Annotated in this window: 17 protein-coding genes; 15 read left to right on the forward strand and 2 right to left on the reverse strand. The window is 57.9% G+C overall.

The window, feature by feature from the left end; all coding sequences use genetic code 11:
• The first annotated feature begins 59 nt into the window (after positions 1 to 59).
• The 14 genes from motA (at position 60) to flhE (ending at position 17,007) form a co-directional block, all read left to right on the forward strand.
• Complete coding sequence (gene motA, locus ID864_RS02160; protein WP_048915796.1) at positions 60 to 944, forward strand: flagellar motor stator protein MotA; 885 nt, start codon at positions 60 to 62, stop codon at positions 942 to 944.
• A complete protein-coding gene (gene motB, locus ID864_RS02165) occupies positions 941 to 1,972 on the forward strand; it encodes a flagellar motor protein MotB (RefSeq protein WP_048915797.1) in 1,032 nt (343 codons plus the stop codon). The genes motA and motB overlap by 4 nt, the downstream gene beginning before the upstream one ends.
• A 10-nt stretch (positions 1,973 to 1,982) precedes the next feature.
• Complete coding sequence (gene cheA / locus ID864_RS02170; RefSeq protein WP_048915798.1) at positions 1,983 to 3,977, forward strand: chemotaxis protein CheA; 1,995 nt, start codon at positions 1,983 to 1,985, stop codon at positions 3,975 to 3,977.
• Between the two features lie 24 nt (positions 3,978 to 4,001).
• Positions 4,002 to 4,499, forward strand: coding sequence for a chemotaxis protein CheW (gene cheW, locus ID864_RS02175; RefSeq protein ID WP_048915799.1), 498 nt, complete (start codon positions 4,002 to 4,004; stop codon positions 4,497 to 4,499).
• Positions 4,500 to 4,708: 209 nt separating this feature from the next.
• The gene (locus tag ID864_RS02180) at positions 4,709 to 6,370 is read left to right on the forward strand and encodes a methyl-accepting chemotaxis protein (RefSeq protein ID WP_048915800.1); all 1,662 of its coding nucleotides are present in this window, start codon (positions 4,709 to 4,711) and stop codon (positions 6,368 to 6,370) included.
• Between the two features lie 186 nt (positions 6,371 to 6,556).
• A complete protein-coding gene (locus ID864_RS02185) occupies positions 6,557 to 8,218 on the forward strand; it encodes a methyl-accepting chemotaxis protein (RefSeq protein ID WP_191149342.1) in 1,662 nt (553 codons plus the stop codon).
• 187 nt (positions 8,219 to 8,405) lie between these two features.
• Positions 8,406 to 10,085, forward strand: a complete 1,680-nt coding sequence (locus ID864_RS02190; RefSeq protein ID WP_048915802.1) for a methyl-accepting chemotaxis protein — start codon at positions 8,406 to 8,408, stop codon at positions 10,083 to 10,085.
• 149 nt (positions 10,086 to 10,234) lie between these two features.
• Positions 10,235 to 11,107: a protein-glutamate O-methyltransferase CheR gene (cheR, locus tag ID864_RS02195; RefSeq protein WP_048915803.1), complete on the forward strand. Its 873-nt coding sequence runs from the start codon at positions 10,235 to 10,237 to the stop codon at positions 11,105 to 11,107.
• Positions 11,107 to 12,156 carry a protein-glutamate methylesterase/protein-glutamine glutaminase gene (locus ID864_RS02200; RefSeq protein ID WP_048915804.1) on the forward strand — a complete coding sequence of 350 codons (1,050 nt, stop codon included), beginning with the start codon at positions 11,107 to 11,109 and terminating at the stop codon, positions 12,154 to 12,156. Before cheR ends, ID864_RS02200 begins: the two co-directional genes overlap by 1 nt.
• A 39-nt stretch (positions 12,157 to 12,195) precedes the next feature.
• Positions 12,196 to 12,585 (forward strand): chemotaxis response regulator CheY, encoded by a 390-nt coding sequence (cheY, locus tag ID864_RS02205; RefSeq protein ID WP_048915805.1) that lies wholly within the window; start codon positions 12,196 to 12,198, stop codon positions 12,583 to 12,585.
• 9 nt (positions 12,586 to 12,594) lie between these two features.
• Positions 12,595 to 13,239 (forward strand): protein phosphatase CheZ, encoded by a 645-nt coding sequence (gene cheZ / locus ID864_RS02210; protein WP_048915806.1) that lies wholly within the window; start codon positions 12,595 to 12,597, stop codon positions 13,237 to 13,239.
• A gap of 147 nt (positions 13,240 to 13,386) precedes the next feature.
• Complete coding sequence (flhB, locus tag ID864_RS02215; protein ID WP_048915807.1) at positions 13,387 to 14,538, forward strand: flagellar biosynthesis protein FlhB; 1,152 nt, start codon at positions 13,387 to 13,389, stop codon at positions 14,536 to 14,538.
• Positions 14,531 to 16,618: a flagellar biosynthesis protein FlhA gene (gene flhA / locus ID864_RS02220; RefSeq protein ID WP_048915808.1), complete on the forward strand. Its 2,088-nt coding sequence runs from the start codon at positions 14,531 to 14,533 to the stop codon at positions 16,616 to 16,618. The genes flhB and flhA overlap by 8 nt, the downstream gene beginning before the upstream one ends.
• Positions 16,618 to 17,007: a flagellar protein FlhE gene (flhE, locus tag ID864_RS02225; protein ID WP_048915809.1), complete on the forward strand. Its 390-nt coding sequence runs from the start codon at positions 16,618 to 16,620 to the stop codon at positions 17,005 to 17,007. Before flhA ends, flhE begins: the two co-directional genes overlap by 1 nt.
• A 76-nt stretch (positions 17,008 to 17,083) precedes the next feature.
• Here flhE and argS read toward each other — a convergent pair whose 3' ends face one another.
• Positions 17,084 to 18,814 carry an arginine--tRNA ligase gene (argS, locus tag ID864_RS02230; RefSeq protein WP_191149343.1) on the reverse strand — a complete coding sequence of 577 codons (1,731 nt, stop codon included), beginning with the start codon at positions 18,812 to 18,814 and terminating at the stop codon, positions 17,084 to 17,086.
• A gap of 657 nt (positions 18,815 to 19,471) precedes the next feature.
• Here argS and ID864_RS02235 point away from each other — a divergent pair.
• Positions 19,472 to 20,038, forward strand: a complete 567-nt coding sequence (locus tag ID864_RS02235; RefSeq protein WP_191149344.1) for a VOC family protein — start codon at positions 19,472 to 19,474, stop codon at positions 20,036 to 20,038.
• Here ID864_RS02235 and ID864_RS02240 read toward each other — a convergent pair.
• Positions 20,035 to 21,180, reverse strand: a complete 1,146-nt coding sequence (locus ID864_RS02240; RefSeq protein WP_191149345.1) for a MalY/PatB family protein — start codon at positions 21,178 to 21,180, stop codon at positions 20,035 to 20,037. The two genes, ID864_RS02235 and ID864_RS02240, sit on opposite strands and share 4 nt — an antisense overlap.
• Between the last annotated feature and the right edge of the window lie 57 nt (positions 21,181 to 21,237).

The raw sequence follows: 21,237 nt of genomic DNA on the forward strand, positions 1-21,237 counted from the left end.
TGCGCCTGCCAAATTCTGGCTTAACTTCCACCCACACGTTTACAGCGTAAGGATTTTTCGTGCTGATTATATTGGGTTATATCCTTGTCCTCGGATCGGTGTTGGGCGGCTTCGCAATGGTCGGCGGCCACCTTGGCGCATTATATCAACCGTCGGAGGTGCTGATTATTGTCGGCTCCGGCATTGGCGCATTTATTGTCGGCAACAACGGCAAGGCGATTAAAGCGACGCTCAAGTCGCTGCCGCTGCTGATGCGCGGCTCGAAATATAACAAGTCGGTGTATATGGATCTGATGGCGCTGCTCTACCGCCTGATGGCCAAATCGCGCCAGCAGGGGATGCTGTCGCTGGAGCGCGATATCGAAAATCCGCAGGAAAGTGAGATTTTTGCTAATTACCCGCGCATTCTTGCCGATAAAAGATTAGTGGACTTTATTACCGACTATTTACGCCTGATGGTCAGCGGCAATATGAATGCCTTTGAGATTGAAGCGTTGATGGATGAAGAGATTGAGACTTACGAGCACGAGTGCGATGTGCCGGCAACGGCGCTCGGAACGATGGGCGATTCACTGCCGGCGTTCGGTATCGTGGCCGCGGTAATGGGGGTGATTCACACCCTGGCCTCTGCGGACCGCCCGGCGGCTGAGCTCGGTGCGCTAATCGCCAACGCGATGGTCGGCACCTTCCTCGGTATTTTGCTGGCTTACGGTTTTATCTCCCCGCTCTCCGGGGTTTTACGCCAGAAGTGTGCCGAGACCACCAAGATGATGCAGTGCATTAAGGTGACGCTGCTCTCCAGCCTGAACGGTTATGCCCCGCAGATCGCGGTGGAGTTTGGTCGTAAGACGTTGTACTCAACGGATCGACCGTCGTTCAGCGAGCTGGAAGAGCACGTTCGTAATGCGAAATCCAATAAGCAGACTTCGGATCAAGACGCATGAAGCATAACAATCACCCCATTGTGCTGGTAAAGCGAAAAAAGTCGAATAAGCATGCCGGCTCGCACGGCTCGTGGAAAATCGCCTACGCCGACTTTATGACGGCAATGATGGCCTTTTTTATGGTGATGTGGCTGATTTCTATCTCAAGTCCTCAACAATTGATTCAGATTGCCGATTACTTTAAAACGCCGCTGAAAGTGGCGCTGACCGGCGGCCAGCGCAGCAGCGACAGCTCCAGCCCGATCCCCGGCGGCGGTAAAGATCCGGTCGAGAAGGAGGGTGAAGTGCATAAAGTGGTCGATATGGATGCACAGAAGCGCAAGCTGGATGAAATTCGTCTTAACCGCCTGCGGGAAAAGCTCGACCAGCTGATAGAGGCTGACCCGCGCCTGCGTGCGCTGCGTCCGCATCTGATTATTAACATGGTGGAAGAGGGGCTGCGTATCCAGATTATCGACAGCCAGAACCGCCCGATGTTTAAAACCGGCAGCGCCGAAGTGGAGTCGTACATGCGCGATATCCTGCGTGCGATTGCCCCGATTCTGAATGATATCCCCAACCGGATTAGCCTGGCGGGACATACCGACGACTTCCCTTATGCCGGGGGGGAGCGGGGTTACAGTAACTGGGAACTCTCTGCCGACCGTGCCAACGCGTCCCGACGCGAGCTGATGCTGGGAGGACTGGACAGCGGCAAGATGCTGCGTGTGGTGGGCATGGCTGACACCATGAAATTGAAGAACCGTGGTGGCAACGATGCGGTTAACCGCCGCATCAGCCTGCTGGTGTTAAACCATGACACGGAAGCGCAGATCGAGCGTGAAAATGCCGAAAGTGATGCGGTACAGATTAGTGATGCAAGTAGCCTTAAAACGATAGCGGCACCGGAAGTTCCTTCTGATGCCAGCAAAAACCAAGACCCTCAACACTCACAGGCTGAGCCTGTCAGCGCGAATGCCCCGGTAACATCGTTACCTGCGGCACCCGCACCGGCGGCCCAGACCGATCGCGACTCACAGCCGAGGTGATACCGTGAGCATGGATATCAGCGATTTTTACCAGACGTTCTTTGATGAAGCCGACGAATTGTTGGCGGACATGGAACAACACCTGTTGGGTCTTGACCCGCAGGAACCAGATTCGGAACAGCTTAACGCTATCTTCCGTGCGGCCCATTCGATTAAAGGCGGAGCGGGTACCTTTGGTTTTACTGTATTACAGGAAACCACGCATATTCTGGAAAACATTCTCGACGGTGCGCGACGCGGCGAAATGCAGCTGAGCACCGATATCATCAACCTGTTTTTGGAAACCAAAGATATTATGCAAGAACAGCTGGATGCGTATAAGACTGCCTCGGAACCCGATGCGGCGACGTTTGCCTATATCTGTCAGGCGCTGCGTCAGCTGGCGCTGGAAGCGAAAGGTGAGGTTCCGGCCCCTGCGGTGGCGACTGACGCTGCTCCGGCTGTGGCGGTTGCTGCCAGCGGTCTGCGGATCAAACTGACCGGCCTGAAAGCGGGCGAAGCCGACCTGATGCTGGAAGAGCTGGGCAATCTGGGTACGGTTTCCGCAGCCGTTAAGGGCGAGAACACGCTCGAAGCCTCACTGGATTCCTCAGTGGGTAAAGACGATATCGTCGCGGTGCTGTGCTTCGTTATCGACGAATCGCAAATCCACTTCCCGCAAGCTGAGGTGGTGGATATCAGCGCTGCGGCTGCTGCTCAGCCGGTGGCTGAACCGGTGGCTGCGGTTACCAGCGCCGAAGCGGAACTGGCCAGCGTGAGCGAGATTGCTCCGCTGAAGCGCGAAGCGGCGAAAAAGCCTGCTGCCCCGAAGGTGAATGAATCAACCAGTATTCGCGTAGCGGTTGAGAAGGTCGATCAGCTGATCAACCTGGTTGGCGAACTGGTCATTACCCAGTCAATGCTGGCGCAGCGCTCAGGCGAGCTGGACCCGGTCAATCATGGCGACCTGCTGAACAGCATGGGCCAGCTGGAGCGCAATGCGCGCGACCTGCAGGAGTCGGTGATGTCGATTCGTATGATGCCGATGGAGTATGTCTTCAGCCGCTTCCCGCGTCTGGTGCGCGACCTTGCCAGCAAGCTGGGCAAAGAAGTCGAACTGACGCTGATGGGCAGCTCGACCGAGCTGGATAAGAGCCTGATCGAACGCATTATTGACCCGTTAACGCACCTGGTGCGTAACAGCCTGGATCACGGGATTGAAACACCGGAAAAACGCCAGGCAGTCGGCAAGCACGCGGTGGGCAACCTGACGCTGTCAGCGGAACACCAGGGCGGCAACATCTGCATCGAAGTGACCGATGACGGTGCCGGTCTGAACCGCGAACGTATTCTCGCCAAAGCGCTCTCTTCCGGCCTGCCGGTCAGCGAGTCGATGAGCGACGAAGAGGTCGGCATGCTGATCTTCGCCCCGGGGTTCTCCACCGCCGAGCAGGTGACTGACGTCTCCGGTCGTGGCGTGGGCATGGACGTGGTGAAACGTAATATCCAGGAGATGGGCGGCCACGTTGAGATCTCCTCGAAGCAGGGCAAGGGCACAACGATCCGTATCCTGCTGCCGCTGACGCTGGCAATTCTGGATGGCATGTCAGTGCGCGTGGCCAACGAAGTGTTTATCCTGCCGCTGAATGCGGTGATGGAATCCCTGCAGCCGCTGGCGGATGACCTGAAAGCGCTGGCGGGCGGTGAACGCGTGCTGGAAGTGCGCGGCGAATATCTGCCGCTGGTTGAGCTGTGGAACGTCTTTGAAGTGCAGGGTGCGAAAACCGAAGCGACGCAGGGCATTGTGGTGATCCTGCAGAGCGCCGGTAAACGCTACGCGCTGCTGGTTGATCAGCTGATTGGCCAGCACCAGGTGGTCGTGAAAAACCTGGAAAGCAACTATCGCAAAGTGCCGGGTATCTCCGCCGCCACCATCCTTGGCGATGGCAGCGTGGCGCTGATTGTAGACGTCTCTGCACTGCAGTCTCTGAACCGTGAAAAGCGTGTGGCGGGAGCCGCAGCCTGACAATAACTGATTAAGGGTAGCATTATGACTGGAATGGCCACTGTCACTAAACTCGCCGGCGAAACCGTGGGTCAGGAGTTCCTGGTGTTTACGCTGGGTGATGAAGAGTACGGGATTGATATCCTCAAGGTGCAGGAGATCCGCGGTTACGATCAGGTCACGCGCATCGCCAACACCCCGGCGTTTATCAAGGGTGTCACCAACCTGCGTGGCGTAATCGTACCGATTATCGACCTGCGTATTAAGTTTGCCCAGCCGGACGTCGACTATAACGACAACACCGTGGTGATCGTGCTGAATCTGGAGCAGCGCGTGGTGGGCATCGTGGTGGACGGCGTGTCTGATGTGCTGTCGCTGACGCAGGATCAGATCCGTCCTTCCCCGGAATTTGCCGTCACCATGTCTACCGAGTATCTGACCGGTCTGGGCGCGCTCGGTGAGCGTATGCTGATTCTGGTCGACATCGAGAAGCTGCTGAGCAGCGAAGAGATGGCGCTGATGGATACGCTGCGCAGCGCATAATATTCAGCAATAACGATTGCGTAAGGGGTGGCCGTATTTTGGGTCACCCCTTTTTTTTGCAGTGATACCCCACATTGCTTTGCCTTAAGTGCCGGGAGGAGAGGGCTAAGATCTTTTAGTTACTTAACTTTGCGCAGCATAAAGTTCTCCGCCGGGGAACCGATACCATTAGACGTTATTCTATTCATCATACATACCAAGGGTTTCTTATGTTCACGCGGATTAAAGTCGTCACCAGCCTGATTATGGTTCTGGTGATTTTCGGCACGTTACAGTTAGCTTCTGGCGGCTTGTTTATCAATGCGCTGACTCACGATAAAAACAGCTTTGCGGTATCTCAAGCCGCCAGCGATAACGTGGCGCTGTTTACCGACGCCTGGGTCACGCTGAACCAGACGCGCATTACGCTCAACCGCGGCATGCTGCGCCTGCAGAGCGAAGCGGCCAACTCGGGCAGCAGCGCCTCCCTGAAGATGCTCAGTGACCAGGCCAAACAGCAGCTTGCGCTGGCGGCTAAAACTTACGCCGCTTATCAGGCCCTGCCGGAAACGCCGGGCATGGACAGTCAGCTGGTTGAGCGCCTGGAGCAGAGCTATGACGTTTACGTGCAGACGCTGACGCAGATGATCCAGCTGATGGATGACAAACAGCTGGATGCGATGTTCAAAATGAATATCGAAGCGAAGCAGAAAGTGATGCAGAGCACCTATGTCCAGTGGCGTGACCAGCAGGCAATGTTGAGCAAGCAGGGCGCGGCGCAGAACGAGAAAGCCTACGAGCAGATGCTGTGGCTGATCTCTGGCGTTATGGTTCTGGTGGTGGCGCTGATCGTGCTGTGCTGGTATGGCCTGCGTAACATCTTGATCCGCCCGCTGCAAAGCAGCATTGCGCACATCAGGACCATTGCAGAGGGTGACCTGACGCAAAATATCGTTGCGGTCGGGCGCAACGAAATGGCGCAGCTGGCGAACAGCCTGCATGAGATGCAGCAGGCGCTGGTGAAGACCGTCAGCGTCGTGCGCGATGGTTCAGACGCGATTTACACCGGCGCCAGCGAAATCTCTGCGGGTAATAATGACCTGTCAGCGCGCACTGAAGAGCAGGCTGCCTCGCTGGAGCAGACCGCTGCCAGCATGGAGCAGCTGACCGCGACGGTGAAGCAGAATGCTGAGAACGCCCGCCAGGCTTCACAGCTGGCGCTGAATGCCTCCGAAACGGCACAGAAGGGGGGCCGGGTGGTCGATGGCGTGGTGAAGACCATGAATGATATTGCCGGTAGCTCTAAGAAAATTGCCGATATTATCAGCGTTATTGACGGTATCGCTTTCCAGACCAATATCCTGGCGCTGAATGCCGCGGTGGAAGCGGCGCGTGCCGGGGAGCAAGGGCGTGGCTTTGCCGTGGTGGCGGGTGAAGTGCGTAACCTCGCCCAGCGCAGCGCCCAGGCGGCGAAGGAGATCAAAGGACTGATCGAAGACTCGGTAGCGCGCGTCGATACCGGCTCACAGCTGGTCGGCAGCGCGGGTGAAACCATGACCGATATCGTCAATGCGGTGACCCGCGTCACCGATATTATGGGCGAAATCGCTTCGGCTTCTGATGAGCAGAGCCGCGGCATCGACCAGGTCGGCACCGCCGTCACCGAGATGGACCGCGTGACGCAGCAGAATGCCTCGCTGGTGGAAGAGTCCGCCTCGGCGGCGGCCTCGCTCGAAGATCAGGCCAGCCGTCTGACCCAGGCGGTGGCGGTGTTCCGCATTGCGCGCCAGCAGGCGGCCCCGGCTGCCGTGCTAAAGCGCCCGCTGCTGAATAAGCCCAGCGCTAAGCCCGCTAACCCGGTGAGCAACGACGGTCATTGGGAAACGTTTTAATTCCGTAGCCAAAACGGGTCGGGCATGCCCGACCCCTACACGTAATACGTAGGGCCGAGGCATGTCCGACCTCTACACGTAATACGTAGGGTCGAGGCATGCCTCGACCTTAATCCATCCGAGCGCCATAAAGATCCCCCCGCGATTGCCGATAACAGCAGCCTTAACCGATTAATAAGGAACATTATGTTTAAGCGTATGAAGGTCGTTACCAGCCTGATAGTGGTGCTGGCATTTTTTGGTTCATTACAGTTAATCACCGGCGGTCTGTTCTTCCAGGCGCTGAAAGGTGATAAAGATAATTTCGCCGTCTCCCAGCAGCTGCGGCTGCAGCAGTCCGCCCTCAACCAGTCCTGGATCGCTCTGATTCAGGCACGTAATACCCTTAACCGTTCCGGGATCCGCTACATGCTGGATGCTAATCATATGGGCAGCGGCGACAGCGTTAAACAGCTGCTGGCGGCGGCGCAGGAACAGCTCAATATCGCAGAGAAAAGCTACGCCACCTGGGACTCTCACCTGTCGCAACAGGGCAAAAGCGCCGAAAACGTGCGCGCTATTCAGGAAAACTACCGCATCCTGCACGACGCGCTGGCGCAGCTGATCCAGCTGATGAACGACGGCAAGATTAGCGAATTCTTCGATCAGCCAACCCAGCGTTATCAGGATGGTTTCAGCCATGCCTATAACAGCTGGCTGAGCAAAAACGATGCGCAGGCGCAGGCCGGTGCGGATCAGAATCTGCATGCCTTCAATCAGGCGATCTGGGTGCTGGTTATCGTGCTGGTGGTGTCACTGCTGGCAATTGGCGGTGTGTGGAGCGGCATCCGTCATATTCTGCTGCTGCCGCTGCAGAGCAGCATCGGTCATATCCGGCGTATTGCCAGCGGCGATCTGACGCAGCCCATTACCGTAGAGGGGCGTAACGAGATGGCGCAGCTGGCCGCCAGCCTGCAGCATATGCAGCAAGAGCTGGTGCGCACCGTTAGCGTGGTGCGCGACGGCTCTGATGCCATCTTTACCGGCGCCAGCGAAATCGCCGCCGGCAATAACGACCTCTCCGCGCGTACCGAAGAGCAGGCCGCCTCGCTGGAGCAGACCGCGGCCAGCATGGAGCAGCTGACCGCCACGGTGAAGCAGAACGCCGAGAACGCCCGCCAGGCCTCACAGCTGGCGTTGAGCGCCTCTGAAACCGCGCAGAAGGGCGGCAAAGTGGTGGATGGCGTAGTGAAAACCATGAACGACATCGCCGGCAGCTCGAAGAAAATTGCCGATATCACCAGCGTCATCGACGGCATCGCCTTCCAGACCAATATTCTGGCCCTCAATGCCGCGGTAGAAGCGGCGCGTGCCGGGGAGCAGGGGCGTGGCTTTGCCGTGGTGGCGGGGGAAGTGCGTAACCTCGCCCAGCGCAGCGCGCAGGCGGCGAAGGAGATCAAAGGACTGATCGAAGACTCGGTATCCCGCGTCAACACCGGCTCGGTGCTGGTGGAGAGCGCCGGTGAAACCATGAGCGATATCGTCAATGCGGTGACCCGCGTCACCGATATCATGGGCGAAATCGCTTCGGCTTCCGACGAGCAGAGCCGCGGCATCGACCAGGTCGGCACCGCCGTCACCGAGATGGACCGCGTGACGCAGCAGAATGCCTCGCTGGTGGAAGAGTCCGCCTCGGCGGCCGCCTCGCTCGAAGAGCAGGCCAGCCGACTGACCCAGGCGGTCGCCGTGTTCCGCATTGCGCACCAGCAGGCGGCCCCGGCTGCCGTGCTAAAGCGCCCGCTGCTGAATAAGCCCAGCGTTGAGTCCGCTAACCCGGTGAGCAACGACGGCCATTGGGAAACGTTTTAAATTCCGTATCCAAACGGGTCGGGCATGCCCGACCTCTACACGTAATACGTAGGGTCGGGCATGCCCGACCCCTACACGAAATATGTAGGGTCGAGGCATGCCTCGACCTTAATCCATCCGAGCGCCATAAAGATCCCCCCGCGATTGCCGATAAAACACAGCAGTAGCTATCCAACTGGGGAAAGGTATGTTCAAGAGTATGAAAGTGGTAACCAGCCTGGTGCTGGTTTTGGTTTTGTTTGGTTCTTTACAGTTGATTTCGGGCGGGCTGTTTTTCCAGTCTCTGAAAGGAGATAAGGAAAACTTCGCGCTGACTCAGCAGATTCGCCTGGAGCAGGCCAATCTTACCGCCGCATGGATAGCACTGGTTCAGACACGTAATACGCTTAACCGCGCCGGGATCCGCTATCAGCTGGATGCCAGCAATAACGGCAGCGGCGCCACGATCCCGGAACTGGTTGCGCTGGCGAAAAGCCAGCTGACCACCGCAGAAACGCAGTTTGCTGAGTACACCAAAGAGTTACCGCCGGATGTCGTGGCACTGCCGCACGTTCAGGCCGTGAGCGAGCACTATAAAATCCTGCATGACGCGCTGGTTGAGCTGAGCGACATGCTGGCCAAAGGTGACTTCAAAGGGTTTGTCGACCAGCCTACTACCGGTTTCCAGAACGGTTTTGAAGCGGCCTATGACAACTGGCTGAAAAATACCGATGCCCTGCTGTCGGCGGGTGCCGAGCAGAACGAGCGCGCTTATCACCAGGCTATCTGGGTGCTGCTGATTATTCTGCTGGTTTCCGTCGCCACCATCGCGCTGGTGTGGAGCGGTATCCACCACATTCTGCTGCGTCCGCTGAAACAGAGCATCGAGCATATCCGTTGTATCGCCAGCGGCGACCTGACGCAGAGTATTGAGGTGACAGGACGCAACGAGATGGCGCAGCTGGCCTCCAGCCTGCATCACATGCAGCAGGAGCTGGTAAAAACCGTTAGCGACGTGCGCGACGGTTCCGATGCCATCTTTACCGGCGCCAGCGAAATCGCCGCCGGCAACAACGACCTCTCTGCGCGTACCGAAGAGCAGGCCGCCTCGCTGGAGCAGACCGCGGCCAGCATGGAGCAGCTGACCGCGACGGTGAAGCAGAACGCCGAGAACGCCCGCCAGGCGTCACAGCTGGCGTTGAGCGCCTCTGAAACCGCACAGAAGGGCGGCAAAGTGGTGGATGGCGTGGTGAAAACCATGAACGACATCGCCGGCAGTTCGAAGAAAATTGCCGATATCACCAGCGTCATCGACGGCATCGCCTTCCAGACCAACATTCTGGCCCTCAATGCCGCGGTAGAAGCGGCGCGTGCCGGGGAGCAGGGGCGTGGCTTTGCCGTGGTCGCGGGCGAAGTGCGTAACCTCGCCCAGCGCAGCGCGCAGGCGGCGAAGGAGATCAAAGGGCTGATTGAAGACTCGGTATCCCGCGTCAATACCGGCTCGGTGCTGGTGGAGAGCGCCGGAGAGACAATGACCGATATCGTCAATGCGGTGACCCGCGTCACCGACATCATGGGCGAAATCGCCTCTGCCTCTGACGAGCAGAGCAAGGGCATCGACCAGGTCGGCACCGCCGTCACCGAGATGGACCGCGTGACGCAGCAGAACGCCTCGCTGGTGGAAGAGTCCGCTTCGGCGGCGGCCTCGCTCGAAGATCAGGCCAGCCGACTGACTCAGGCGGTCGCCGTGTTCCGAATTCGTAAAGAAAATGTCATCGCGGCCGTTAATAACAACAGGGGCAACGTTTCCCAAGTGCTGGCAGCACCCGCGGCGGCGCGTAAAGCGTTACCGGCAGCCAGCTCAGACGAGCATTGGGAAACATTTTAACACGTCACAATAAGGTCGGTCGGCCGAAATAGCCGGTCTGCCAGTTAACGGGGCGACCGAAAAAGAGGGTCGACCCCTAAAGTAGGGGCGGAGCGCGGTTGTGTTTCGCCCACGCAGAAACGTTGGGTTGAAGTTGGCAGGATGGCTACATGAAGAAAACGACGTTGTTAGCTCCACCGGAAACCGCAACGCTGCTGTCACAGATGGTGCAGCGTCTGCCGTTATCCGATACGCACTTTAAGCGTATCAGTCAGTTGATTTATCAGCGAGCTGGCATCGTCCTCGCCGACCACAAGCGGGAGATGGTTTATAACCGCCTCGTGCGCCGGTTACGTACGTTAAATATCGACGATTTTGGTCGCTATATGGCGCTACTGGAAACTGACCCGAACAGCGCGGAGTGGCAGGCATTTATCAATGCCCTGACCACCAACCTGACGGCCTTTTTCCGCGAGGCGCACCACTTCCCTATCCTGGCGGAGCACGCGAAGCGTCGCCCCGGCAGTTACAACGTCTGGTGTGCGGCGGCCTCCACCGGTGAGGAGCCTTACTCCATCGCCATGACGCTGGCCGAAACGCTGGGCACCGGTCCGGGTAAATTCCAGATCCATGCCACGGATATCGACACTCAGGTGCTGGAGAAGGCGCAGTCCGGCGTCTACCGCCAGGAAGAGCTGCGCACGCTGTCACCGCAGCAGATGCAGCGCTTCTTCCTGCGCGGCACCGGCCCGCATGAGGGCATGGTGCGCGCGCGTCCGGAGCTGGCAAATATGGTGAGCTTTGCCCAGCTTAACCTGCTGGCTAACGACTGGGCGCTCTCCGGCCCGTTTGATGTGATTTTTTGCCGTAACGTGATGATCTACTTTGATAAAGAGACGCAGGAGAAAATTTTACGGCGTTTTGTTCCGTTACTGAAACCAGGCGGCCTGCTGTTTGCCGGACACTCAGAAAACTTCAGCCAGATCAGTAAAGAGTTCTATCTGCGTGGCCAGACGGTCTATGGACTGACTAAGGAAAGATAATGAGTAAAATCAGAGTGTTGTGCGTTGATGATTCTGCCCTGATGCGTCAGCTGATGACCGAGATTATCAACAGCCATGCCGATATGGAGATGGTGGCATCCGCGCCGGACCCGTTAGTGGCGCGGGATTTAATCAAGCAGTTCAACCCGGATGTGTTAACGCTGGATGTTGAAATGCCGCGGATGGATGGCCTCGATTTTCTTGAAAAACTGATGCGCCTGCGTCCGATGCCGGTGGTGATGGTCTCCTCCCTGACCGGGAAAGGCTCTGAGATCACGCTGCGCGCGCTGGAGCTGGGGGCGGTGGATTTTGTCACCAAACCGTCGCTGGGGATCCGCGAAGGGATGCTGGCCTACAGCCAGATGATTGCCGATAAGGTGCGTGCCGCTTCCCGCGCACGTCTGCACACCCGTGGCCCAACGCCCGCGCCGGTGATGCTGAAAGCGGGTCCGCTGCTGAGTAGTGAAAAGCTGATTGCGATTGGCGCGTCGACCGGCGGCACCGAGGCGATCCGGCACGTGCTGCAGCCGTTACCGGCCACCAGCCCGGCGCTGCTGATCACCCAGCATATGCCGCCAGGCTTCACCCGCTCGTTTGCCGAACGTCTGAACAAGCTGTGTCAGATTACGGTGAAAGAGGCGGAAGATGGCGAACGTATTCTGCCCGGCCATGCCTATATTGCCCCGGGCGCGATGCACCTGGAGCTGGCGCGCAGTGGCGCAAACTACCAGGTCAAACTGAATGAAGGCCCGCCGGTGAATCGTCATAAGCCGTCGGTCGATGTGCTGTTTAACTCAGTGGCGCAGTACGCCGGTCGGAACGCCGTTGGCGTGATCCTGACCGGAATGGGTAACGATGGGGCTGCCGGGCTGCTGGCGATGAATAAAGCCGGTGCCTGGACCATCGCCCAGAACGAAGCGAGCTGTGTGGTATTTGGTATGCCGCGAGAGGCAATCGCCCTCGGGGGAGCCAGTGAAGTGGTGGATCTTCACCAAATCAGTCAGCACATGCTGGCAAAAATTAGCGCCGGACAGGCGTTGCGTATCTAACAACGCGGTCCTCGCGAGCGACAAAAAACGGGAGTAAGTATGGTCGATAAAAATATGCGGTTTCTGGTGGTAGACGACTTCAACACGATGCGTCGTATCGTCCGTAACCTGTTAAAAGAGCTGGGTTTCAACAACGTTGAAGAAGCAGAAGACGGCGTTGATGCGCTGAATAAGCTGCGCGCCGGGGGTTTTGACTTCGTGGTCTCTGACTGGAACATGCCCAATATGGACGGTCTGCAGCTGCTGCAAACCATTCGTGCGGACGCCACGATGAGCAAACTGCCGGTCCTGATGGTGACGGCGGAAGCGAAGAAAGAGAACATCATTGCTGCGGCTCAGGCGGGCGCCAGCGGCTACGTGGTTAAACCCTTCACTGCGGCTACCCTGGAAGAGAAATTAGGCAAGATCTTCGAAAAACTGGGTATGTAAGGAGCCAACATGAACGCAATTCCGAAACCAAATGTTGATGCTGCTTCGGCACAGGACATTATCTCCAAAATTGGTTCACTGACGCGGATGCTGCGCGACAGTCTGCGAGAGCTGGGTCTGGATCATGCTATTGCCGAAGCGGCAGAAGCGATCCCAGATGCCCGCGATCGCCTTGATTATGTGGTACAGATGACCGCGCAGGCGGCAGAGCGCGCGCTTAACTGCGTGGAGGCTGCACAGCCGCGTCAGACGGTGTTGGAAGATGGAGCGAAAACGCTGAAAGGGCGCTGGGATGAGTGGTTTGAAAATCCTATCGAACTGGCAGATGCCCGCTCGCTGGTTTCGGATACTCGTGGTTATCTCGACGAAGTGCCGCAGCATACCAGCTTCACCAACGCCCAGCTGATGGAAATCATGATGGCTCAGGATTTCCAGGATCTGACCGGGCAGGTGATAAAACGTATGATGGATGTGATCCAGGAGATTGAACGTCAGCTGCTGACGGTCCTGATGGAGAACATTCCAGACCAGAGTATGCGGGCGAAAAAAGATACCGACAGCCTGCTCAATGGTCCGCAGATTAATGCTGCGGCACCAAACGTGGTAGCCAGCCAGGACCAGGTCGATGACCTGCTGGACAGCCTCGGCTTCTGATATCCAGGGGCGGTACCCTACCGCCCCTCTATTGACTGTTTTTCCCATTCCGTAAATAACCCCCTAATTACACGTTTACTCGTGGCATTACCCCTGCGCGAATTTGGCATTCTAGCCTCAGTCAATCCGTACTGAAGGTTCGCCGCTGTGTCTCAGGATAGCGATGAGGAAAAAACAGAGTCCGCTACGGCTCACCGATTGGAAAAAGCCCGAGAAGATGGGCAGATTCCGCGATCGCGTGAGCTGACGTCGATCCTGATGCTGGTGGCCGGGCTAAGTATTCTCTGGGCTGGCGGTGAATGGATGGGGCGCAAACTCGGTGCGCTGGTGGCGGATGGTCTGGTGTTTAACCACTCGGTGGTCAGTGACACCAGCCAGATGCTGCGCCAGATTGCCAACCTGCTGATGCAGGCGGTGATGGCTATCTTGCCGATGATGTTTGGCCTGGTGGTGGTGGCAATCGCCGCGCCGATGCTGCTCGGTGGCCTGGTCTTCAGCGGAAAATCAATTAAGTTCGACCCCGGCAAGATGAACCCGATCAAAGGGCTGGCGAAGCTGGTCTCCGCCCAGTCGGCGGCGGAGCTGCTGAAAGCAGTGCTTAAGGCCATGCTGGTTGGCATCGTTACCGGGCTATATATCTGGCACCACTGGGCGGAGATGCTGCGCCTGGTGAGTGAGTCGCCGGTGACCGCGCTGGCCGGGGCGCTGAACATGATTGCGATGTGCAGCATTCTGGTGGTGCTCGGGCTGTCGCCGATGGTGGGTTTCGACGTGTTCTTCCAGCTGTACAGCTACTTCAAGAATTTACGCATGTCGCGTCAGGACATTCGCGATGAGTACAAGCAGCAGGAAGGTGACCCGCACGTGAAGGGGCGTATCCGCCAGCAAATGCGTGCCGCCGCCCGCCGCCGCATGATGGCCGATGTGCCGAAGGCGGACGTGATTGTGACTAACCCGACCCACTATTCGGTCGCGTTGCAGTACGACGAGAAGAAAATGAGTGCGCCAAAGGTGCTGGCGAAGGGCGCAGGGGATATTGCTCTGCGCATTCGTGAGCTGGCGAAAGAGAATCGTATCCCGATCCTCGAAGCCCCGCCGCTGGCGCGTGCGCTGTATCGCCACAGTGAAATTGGCCAGCATATCCCGGGGCAGCTGTACGCCGCCGTGGCAGAAGTTCTCGCCTGGGTATGGCAACTCCGCCGCTGGAAAGTGGAAGGGGGGCTGATCCCAAAACGACCTGTTAAATTACCGGTGCCGGAAGCGCTGGACTTTGCTGGAGAAGAAAAACCTGATGTCTAATCTGGCCGCTAAATTACGGTTACCTGCCAACATGAAAGATACGCAGTGGAAGGTGTTGGCCGGGCCAATACTGATCCTGCTTATCCTGTCGATGATGGTGCTGCCGCTGCCGCCGTTCATCCTTGACCTGCTGTTTACCTTCAACATCGCGCTGTCGATTATGGTGTTGCTGGTGGCGATGTTCACCCAGAAAACGCTGGAGTTCGCCGCTTTCCCGACCATTCTGCTGTTCTCCACCTTATTACGCCTGGCGCTCAACGTGGCCTCCACGCGTATTATTCTGATGGAAGGCCACACCGGGGCGGCGGCTGCCGGACAGGTGGTGGAAGCCTTTGGTCACTTCCTGGTGGGCGGTAACTTCGCCATCGGTATCGTGGTGTTTATCATCCTGGTCATCATCAACTTTATGGTCATTACCAAGGGTGCCGGGCGTATTGCCGAAGTGGGCGCGCGCTTTGTGCTCGACGGGATGCCGGGTAAGCAGATGGCGATTGACGCTGACCTCAATGCCGGACTGATCGGCGAAGAGGAAGCCAAAAAGCGCCGTTCTGATGTGACGCAGGAAGCCGATTTTTACGGTTCGATGGACGGTGCCAGTAAGTTCGTGCGCGGCGATGCGGTGGCGGGGATCATGATTATGGTGATCAACGTGATCGGCGGCCTGCTGGTTGGGGTGGTGCAGCACGGGATGGATGCCGGACATGCGGCGGAAACCTATACCCTGCTGACCATCGGTGACGGCCTGGTCGCACAGATCCCGGCGCTGGTGATCTCCACCGCCGCCGGTGTGATAGTGACGCGCGTGGGCACCGATCAGGACGTGGGCGAGCAGATGGTCGGCCAGCTGTTCAACAACCCGCGCGTCATGATGCTGAGCGCCGGGGTGCTCGGCCTGCTTGGCCTGGTGCCGGGTATGCCAAACCTGGTGTTCCTGCTGTTTACCGCCGCGCTGCTGGGGCTGGCCTGGTGGATCCGCGGTAAAGAGATGCAGCCTAAAGCCGCCGCGACGCCGCAGATGGCCAAAGCCCCGCAGGAGAGCGCGGCCTCGGTCGAAGCCACCTGGGGCGACGTGCAGCTGGAAGATTCGCTGGGGATGGAAGTGGGCTACCGCCTGATCCCGATGGTCGACAGCGCGCAGGACGGCGAGCTGCTCGGACGCATCCGCAGTATCCGTAAGAAATTCGCCCAGGAGATGGGCTTCCTGCCGCCGGTGGTGCATATCCGTGACAACATGGATCTGACGCCGGCGCGCTACCGCATTCTGATGAAGGGCGTTGAAATTGGCAGCGGGGATGCGTATCCCGGCCGCTGGATGGCGATTAACCCGGGCACGGCTGCCGGAACATTACCGGGTGAAGCCACCGTCGACCCGGCCTTTGGCCTGGCGGCGATCTGGATTGATAGCGCGCTGAAAGAGCAGGCGCAGATACAGGGCTTTACCGTGGTGGAGGCCAGCACCGTGGTGGCAACTCACCTCAACCATCTGATTGGCCAGTACGCCAGCGAACTGTTTGGCCGTCAGGAGGCGCAGCAGCTGCTGGACCGCGTGACTCAGGAGATGCCGAAGCTGACTGAGGATCTGATCCCGGGCGTGATCACCCTGACTACACTGCATAAAGTGCTGCAGAACCTGCTGGCCGAGCGCGTGTCGATCCGCGATATGCGCACCATTATTGAAACCCTGGCGGAACACGCTGCGGTGCAGACCGATCCGCAGGAGCTGACCTCGGTGGTGCGCGTGGCGCTGGGCCGCGCCATCACCCAGCAGTGGTTCCCGGGCAATGGCGAAGTGCAGGTTATCGGGCTGGACTCAACGCTGGAACGTCTGCTGTTACAGGCGTTGCAGGGCGGCGGTGGGCTGGAGCCGGGTCTGGCTGACCGCCTGCTGGCGCAGGCGCAGAGCGCGTTGCAGCATCAGGAAGGGCTGGGGGCGCCGCCGGTGCTGCTGGTCAATCATCCGCTGCGTGCGCTGCTGGCCCGCTTCCTGCGCCGCACGCTGCCGCAGCTGATGGTGATCTCCAATATGGAGCTCACCGACAACCGCAATATCCGCATGACTTCCACCATCGGGGGGCATTAATGAGGGCGTTATGGCTGTTACTGCTGCTGCCGGGCATCAGCCTGGCGGCGGGCGGTGCCTGGCATGCCAGCGCCACCGGCCCGGGCCTGCAGAATCGCGGCGTGCAGGCGTCGTCGCGCCCGCTGGCACCGTCTGAAGCGGTGAGCGGCGCAATGACCGAGGTCGCCTGGCGTTACGTGCTGAGCACGCCGGCTCCGGCGGGTTTGCAGGTCAGGCTCTGTGCGGAAAATCGCTGCGTGCCTATTGAGGGCGGCAGCGGGTCAACGCGTGGCTTAAGCAACGTGGCGGCAGGGGAAACATTACGCTTTATTTATCATGTAGAAGGGAAAGGGCGGGTATTTCCTGTAGTGCGCGTGGTGAGTAATGAAGTGATGGTGAATTACCAGTAGGGTTCGACCTTCTTTTCCGGTCGACCCGGAATGCGGGCACGGGTCGACCGAAAAAAAGGGTCGACCCCTACAAGTGTTACATCCGTTCTACCGTCTGAATGCCCAGCGTATCCAGACCCTGCTTCAGGGTTTTGGCGGTCAACAGCGCCAGGCGCAGACGGCTCTGCCTAGTGGCGTCATCTTCGGCATTCAGGATCGGGCAGTGCTCGTAGAAACCGGAGAACAGGCCCGCCAAATCGTACAGGTAAGCACACATCACATGCGGCATCCCGTCGCGCGCAACCTGAGTAATCACCTCTTCAAACTGCAGCAAACGCACGGCCAGGGCCGCTTCGCGCTCTTCGCTGATGCGCGTTTCGCCGCTGATGCCGTGTTCATCAATCCCGGCTTTACGGAACACCGATAGCACGCGGGTATAGGCATACTGCATATACGGCGCGGTGTTGCCTTCGAACGCCAGCATATTGTCCCAGTCAAAGATGTAGTCAGTGGTACGGCTTTTTGACAGATCTGCGTATTTCACCGCGCCGATCCCGACGATCTCCGCCAGCTGCTGCAGCTCGTCCGCTGGCATATCCGGGTTCTTCTCACCAATCAGCTTGGTGGCGCGGTCAACCGCTTCATCCAGCAGGTCGGAGAGCTTAATGGTGCCGCCCGCGCGGGTTTTAAATGGCTTACCGTCTTTGCCCAGCATCATGCCGAACATATGGTGCTCCAGCGGCAGTGAATCCGGGATATAACCGGCTTTACGCACGATGGTCCACGCCTGCATCAGATGCTGGTGCTGGCGTGAGTCGATGTAATAGAGCACGCGATCGGCTTTCAGCGTCTCGTAACGATATTTGGCGCAGGCGATATCGGTGGTGGTGTAAAGATAGCCGCCATCCTTTTTCTGGATGATCACACCCATCGGCTCGCCATCTTTATTTTTGTACTCGTCGAGGAACACCACGGTGGCGCCTTCGCTTTCAACCGCCAGCCCTTTGGCTTTCAGATCGGCGACAATGCCTGGCAGCATGTCGTTGTACAGGCTTTCACCCATCACGTCATTGCGCGTCAGGGTAACGTTCATGCGGTCATAAATTTTCTGGTTCTGCGACATGGTGATGTCAACCAGGCGTTTCCACATCTTGCGGCAGTATTCGTCACCGCCCTGCAGTTTTACCACGTAGCTACGCGCGCGCTCGGCAAAGGCCGGATCTTCATCGTAGGTGCGCTTGGCTTCGCGGTAGAACACTTCGAGATCGGCCAGCGCGATCTCTTCGTGGTTCTCGTTCTGCTGCTTTTCGAGGAAGGCGATCAGCATGCCGAACTGGGTGCCCCAGTCGCCGACGTGGTTGGCGCGGATCACGTTATGGCCGAGAAACTCCAGCGTGCGCGCGGCGGCGTCACCAATGATGGTGGAGCGAACGTGACCCACGTGCATCTCTTTAGCGACGTTAGGGGCAGAGTAGTCGATCACCACGGTCTGCGGAGTGACATCCGCCACGCCGAGCTTCGGTGCCGCCAGCACGTTGTCGATCTGGCTGGCAACCCATGCCGGGTCAAGGAAGATATTAATGAAGCCCGGACCGGCAATCTCCACTTTCTGCGCAATTCCGGTGAGGTCCAGCTGCTCCAGAACCTTTTCTGCCAGCTGTCGCGGCGGCATGCCCAGCGATTTAGCCACGGCCATCATGCCGTTGGCCTGGTAATCACCAAACTGTGCTTTAGCCGACTGGCGCACCTGAGGCTCACAATTAGCCGGAGCACCCACTGCGATCATCGCCTGACTGACTTTATCTGAGAGAAGGGCCTGAATATTCACCGAGTTACCTTAATTTGCTGAAAGGTCAACGCTTGCGCGCTGGCCGTTGTCACGACGCCGCCCGCCGGGAAAATGACCGGGAATGGCAGCGCTAAAAAAGAAGGGGAAAAGTATACTGCATTTGATAACAAGTTATCCAGGAACCTGCGTTCCTGGATAACTTGTGCAGAGCAGGTGGGGAAAACAGTGCTGTGAGGCTGTCATCCACAAAAAAAAGATATTAACGACGGCGATGGGGGCGGTGCGGGCTAGCGACAGTATTTTTTCCGTTCTGTACCTTCCAGTGGCGTACCAGAGCAAACCCCATCATCGCGATCAGCACGGCGACAAGCAATAACATAAGCATAGAGCTTTTCCTTGTGTGATGGTCGGGACAAATCTATAAGAAAGCAGAATAGCCTACAATCCACCCCTTTGGATTTAGGAATTGTCGCATTGTATAAATTTAACTAAACTAAAACAGAAAGTTAAAGGCTATTTTCTAAAAGAAAAGCTGGTACTAAACCAGCTGAAGCTGGATGAAAAGCCGGATAAACAGTCGAATTGTAGGAATAATTGCCTTAAAGCGATAAATTTCTATTGATTGAGATGGTACGCAATTCAGGTTGCCTTAAGTATGAAAGGTAAGCCTGGCTACAGTAAATGAAGGAAACAGTGATGTCTGAGCGCTTTGAAGCAGCAGGATTAAACGATCTGGCTAATGATTTACCCCGTTTTTTACACTCTCTTTACCATCTGGCGCAGCGTCTGGGGCTCGATCTCGCCGCACTGGAAGTTGACCACATAGCGCTGAGGTGCAATCAGAACACCACCGCAGAGCGTTGGAAAGCGGGCCTTTTACGTCTGGGGACGCTGTTTTCCGAGAAGCAGATTGCGGGCAGGCCAATTGCATTATTCGAATTAACGCAACCGTTACAGGTGGGGCCGTGGCCGATAAGCATCATTGAACTACCGTGGCCCGGTCAGCGGTTCTATCGCCACGAGGGGTGGGAGCATATCGAAGTGGTGCTGCGCGGCGATGCCGACACGCTGGGGACGCGTGCGCTGGCGCTGATGGCCGATGAAGGCTTGATCCAACAGGGCATTTCAGTGAAAAGCAGCGCGCCGCAGGGGGAAGGTGAGCGGCTGCCCAACCCGACGCTGGCGGTGACTGATGGCCAGGTGACCATCAAGTTCCATCCGTGGAGCCTGAAGGAGATTGTGGAGAGCGAACGCGAAGCTTAGCGACCGATAGCCAGCGCCAGCGTCATGCGGCGCAGGGCTTCGTTTAACAGGTCGCGCTGACAGCCAAAGTTGAAGCGCACAAACTTGTCATCGCCGAAGTCGCGCCCGGCCGAGAAACCCAGCCCGTGTTTTTCAAAAAACAGCGCCGGGCTGGCTACGTTGAGCTGGCTGGCGTCAATCCAGCCGAGGTAACTGCCTTCCGGCGCGACCATGCTCAGGCCCGGCAGTGTGTTAACGTGCTGCACCAGCGCATCGCGGTTGCTGCGCAGATACGCCAGCTGCGCCTCCAGCCACGGCTGACCGTCGCGCCAGGCCGCGGTGGCCGCGACCAGCGCCAGCACGTCGACGTCCGGCACAATGCCTTTGCGCTGCTGATTAAAACGTTCACGCAGTTCACGGTTGGGGATAATGGCCAGCGATGCGCCCAGCCCGGCGATATTGAAGCTTTTTGACGGCGACAGCAGGGTTACTGAGCGCTGCGCGGCGTCTTCGCTCAGGCTGGCGAACGGAATATGCTCTATCCCCGGTTCCAGCAGCAGGTCACAGTGGATTTCATCCGAACAGACCAGCAGGTCGTGGCGCTGGGCAAACCGCAGCTGGGCTTCCAGCTCAGCGCGGCGATAGACGGTGCCGCCGGGGTTTTGTGGGTTGCACAGCATCAGCAGCTTCTCGTTGCCGGTCAGCTGCGCGTCCAGCGCGTCAAAATCCACCACCCAGCGCTGCTCTTGCAGCACCAGCGGGGCATTGATCTGATCTCTGGCGGCGAGCGAAGCCGCGGAACGAAACGGCGGATAGATTGGGGTGGGGGCCACGGTGCCCTGATGGGCTTCGGTAAAGGCACGCACGCATAGATTAAGCCCGGTCACTACGCCGGGAAGAAACACTAACCATTCCGGCTGGATTTGCCAGCCATAGCGGCTGCTCATACGCGCGATAATCACGTCAATCAGCTCTTCCTGCGGGAAGCCATAACCGAATATTCCGTGAGCCACCCGCTGCTGTAACGCGTCGATAATGCAGTCGGCAGAGCGAAAATCCGTATCCGCTACCCACAGCGGAAGGATATCCCGGTCACCATATTTTCGCCATTTCAGGCTATCGCTGTGACGGCGGTCTATCCGTTGGTCAAAACTGAATGCCATGATCATGTTTCCCGTTAAAATAAGTACCAGTGCAAGATAAGTTCAGACTAATCATCA

Source organism: Erwinia aphidicola (assembly GCF_014773485.1).
Lineage (GTDB): Bacteria > Pseudomonadota > Gammaproteobacteria > Enterobacterales > Enterobacteriaceae > Erwinia > Erwinia aphidicola.

What these genes read in the sequence shown, in the direction of transcription:
- motB (WP_048915797.1), top strand. Translation starts at nt 941, where the DNA reads ATGAAGCATAACAATCACCCCATTGTGCTGGTAAAGCGAAAAAAGTCG.
- cheA (WP_048915798.1), top strand. Translation starts at nt 1,983, where the DNA reads ATGGATATCAGCGATTTTTACCAGACGTTCTTTGATGAAGCCGACGAA.
- cheW (WP_048915799.1), top strand. Translation starts at nt 4,002, where the DNA reads ATGACTGGAATGGCCACTGTCACTAAACTCGCCGGCGAAACCGTGGGT.
- ID864_RS02180 (WP_048915800.1), top strand. Translation starts at nt 4,709, where the DNA reads ATGTTCACGCGGATTAAAGTCGTCACCAGCCTGATTATGGTTCTGGTG.
- ID864_RS02185 (WP_191149342.1), top strand. Translation starts at nt 6,557, where the DNA reads ATGTTTAAGCGTATGAAGGTCGTTACCAGCCTGATAGTGGTGCTGGCA.
- ID864_RS02190 (WP_048915802.1), top strand. Translation starts at nt 8,406, where the DNA reads ATGTTCAAGAGTATGAAAGTGGTAACCAGCCTGGTGCTGGTTTTGGTT.
- cheR (WP_048915803.1), top strand. Translation starts at nt 10,235, where the DNA reads ATGAAGAAAACGACGTTGTTAGCTCCACCGGAAACCGCAACGCTGCTG.
- ID864_RS02200 (WP_048915804.1), top strand. Translation starts at nt 11,107, where the DNA reads ATGAGTAAAATCAGAGTGTTGTGCGTTGATGATTCTGCCCTGATGCGT.
- cheY (WP_048915805.1), top strand. Translation starts at nt 12,196, where the DNA reads ATGGTCGATAAAAATATGCGGTTTCTGGTGGTAGACGACTTCAACACG.
- cheZ (WP_048915806.1), top strand. Translation starts at nt 12,595, where the DNA reads ATGAACGCAATTCCGAAACCAAATGTTGATGCTGCTTCGGCACAGGAC.
- flhA (WP_048915808.1), top strand. Translation starts at nt 14,531, where the DNA reads ATGTCTAATCTGGCCGCTAAATTACGGTTACCTGCCAACATGAAAGAT.
- flhE (WP_048915809.1), top strand. Translation starts at nt 16,618, where the DNA reads ATGAGGGCGTTATGGCTGTTACTGCTGCTGCCGGGCATCAGCCTGGCG.
- ID864_RS02235 (WP_191149344.1), top strand. Translation starts at nt 19,472, where the DNA reads ATGTCTGAGCGCTTTGAAGCAGCAGGATTAAACGATCTGGCTAATGAT.
- ID864_RS02240 (WP_191149345.1), bottom strand. Translation starts at nt 21,180, where the DNA reads ATGGCATTCAGTTTTGACCAACGGATAGACCGCCGTCACAGCGATAGC.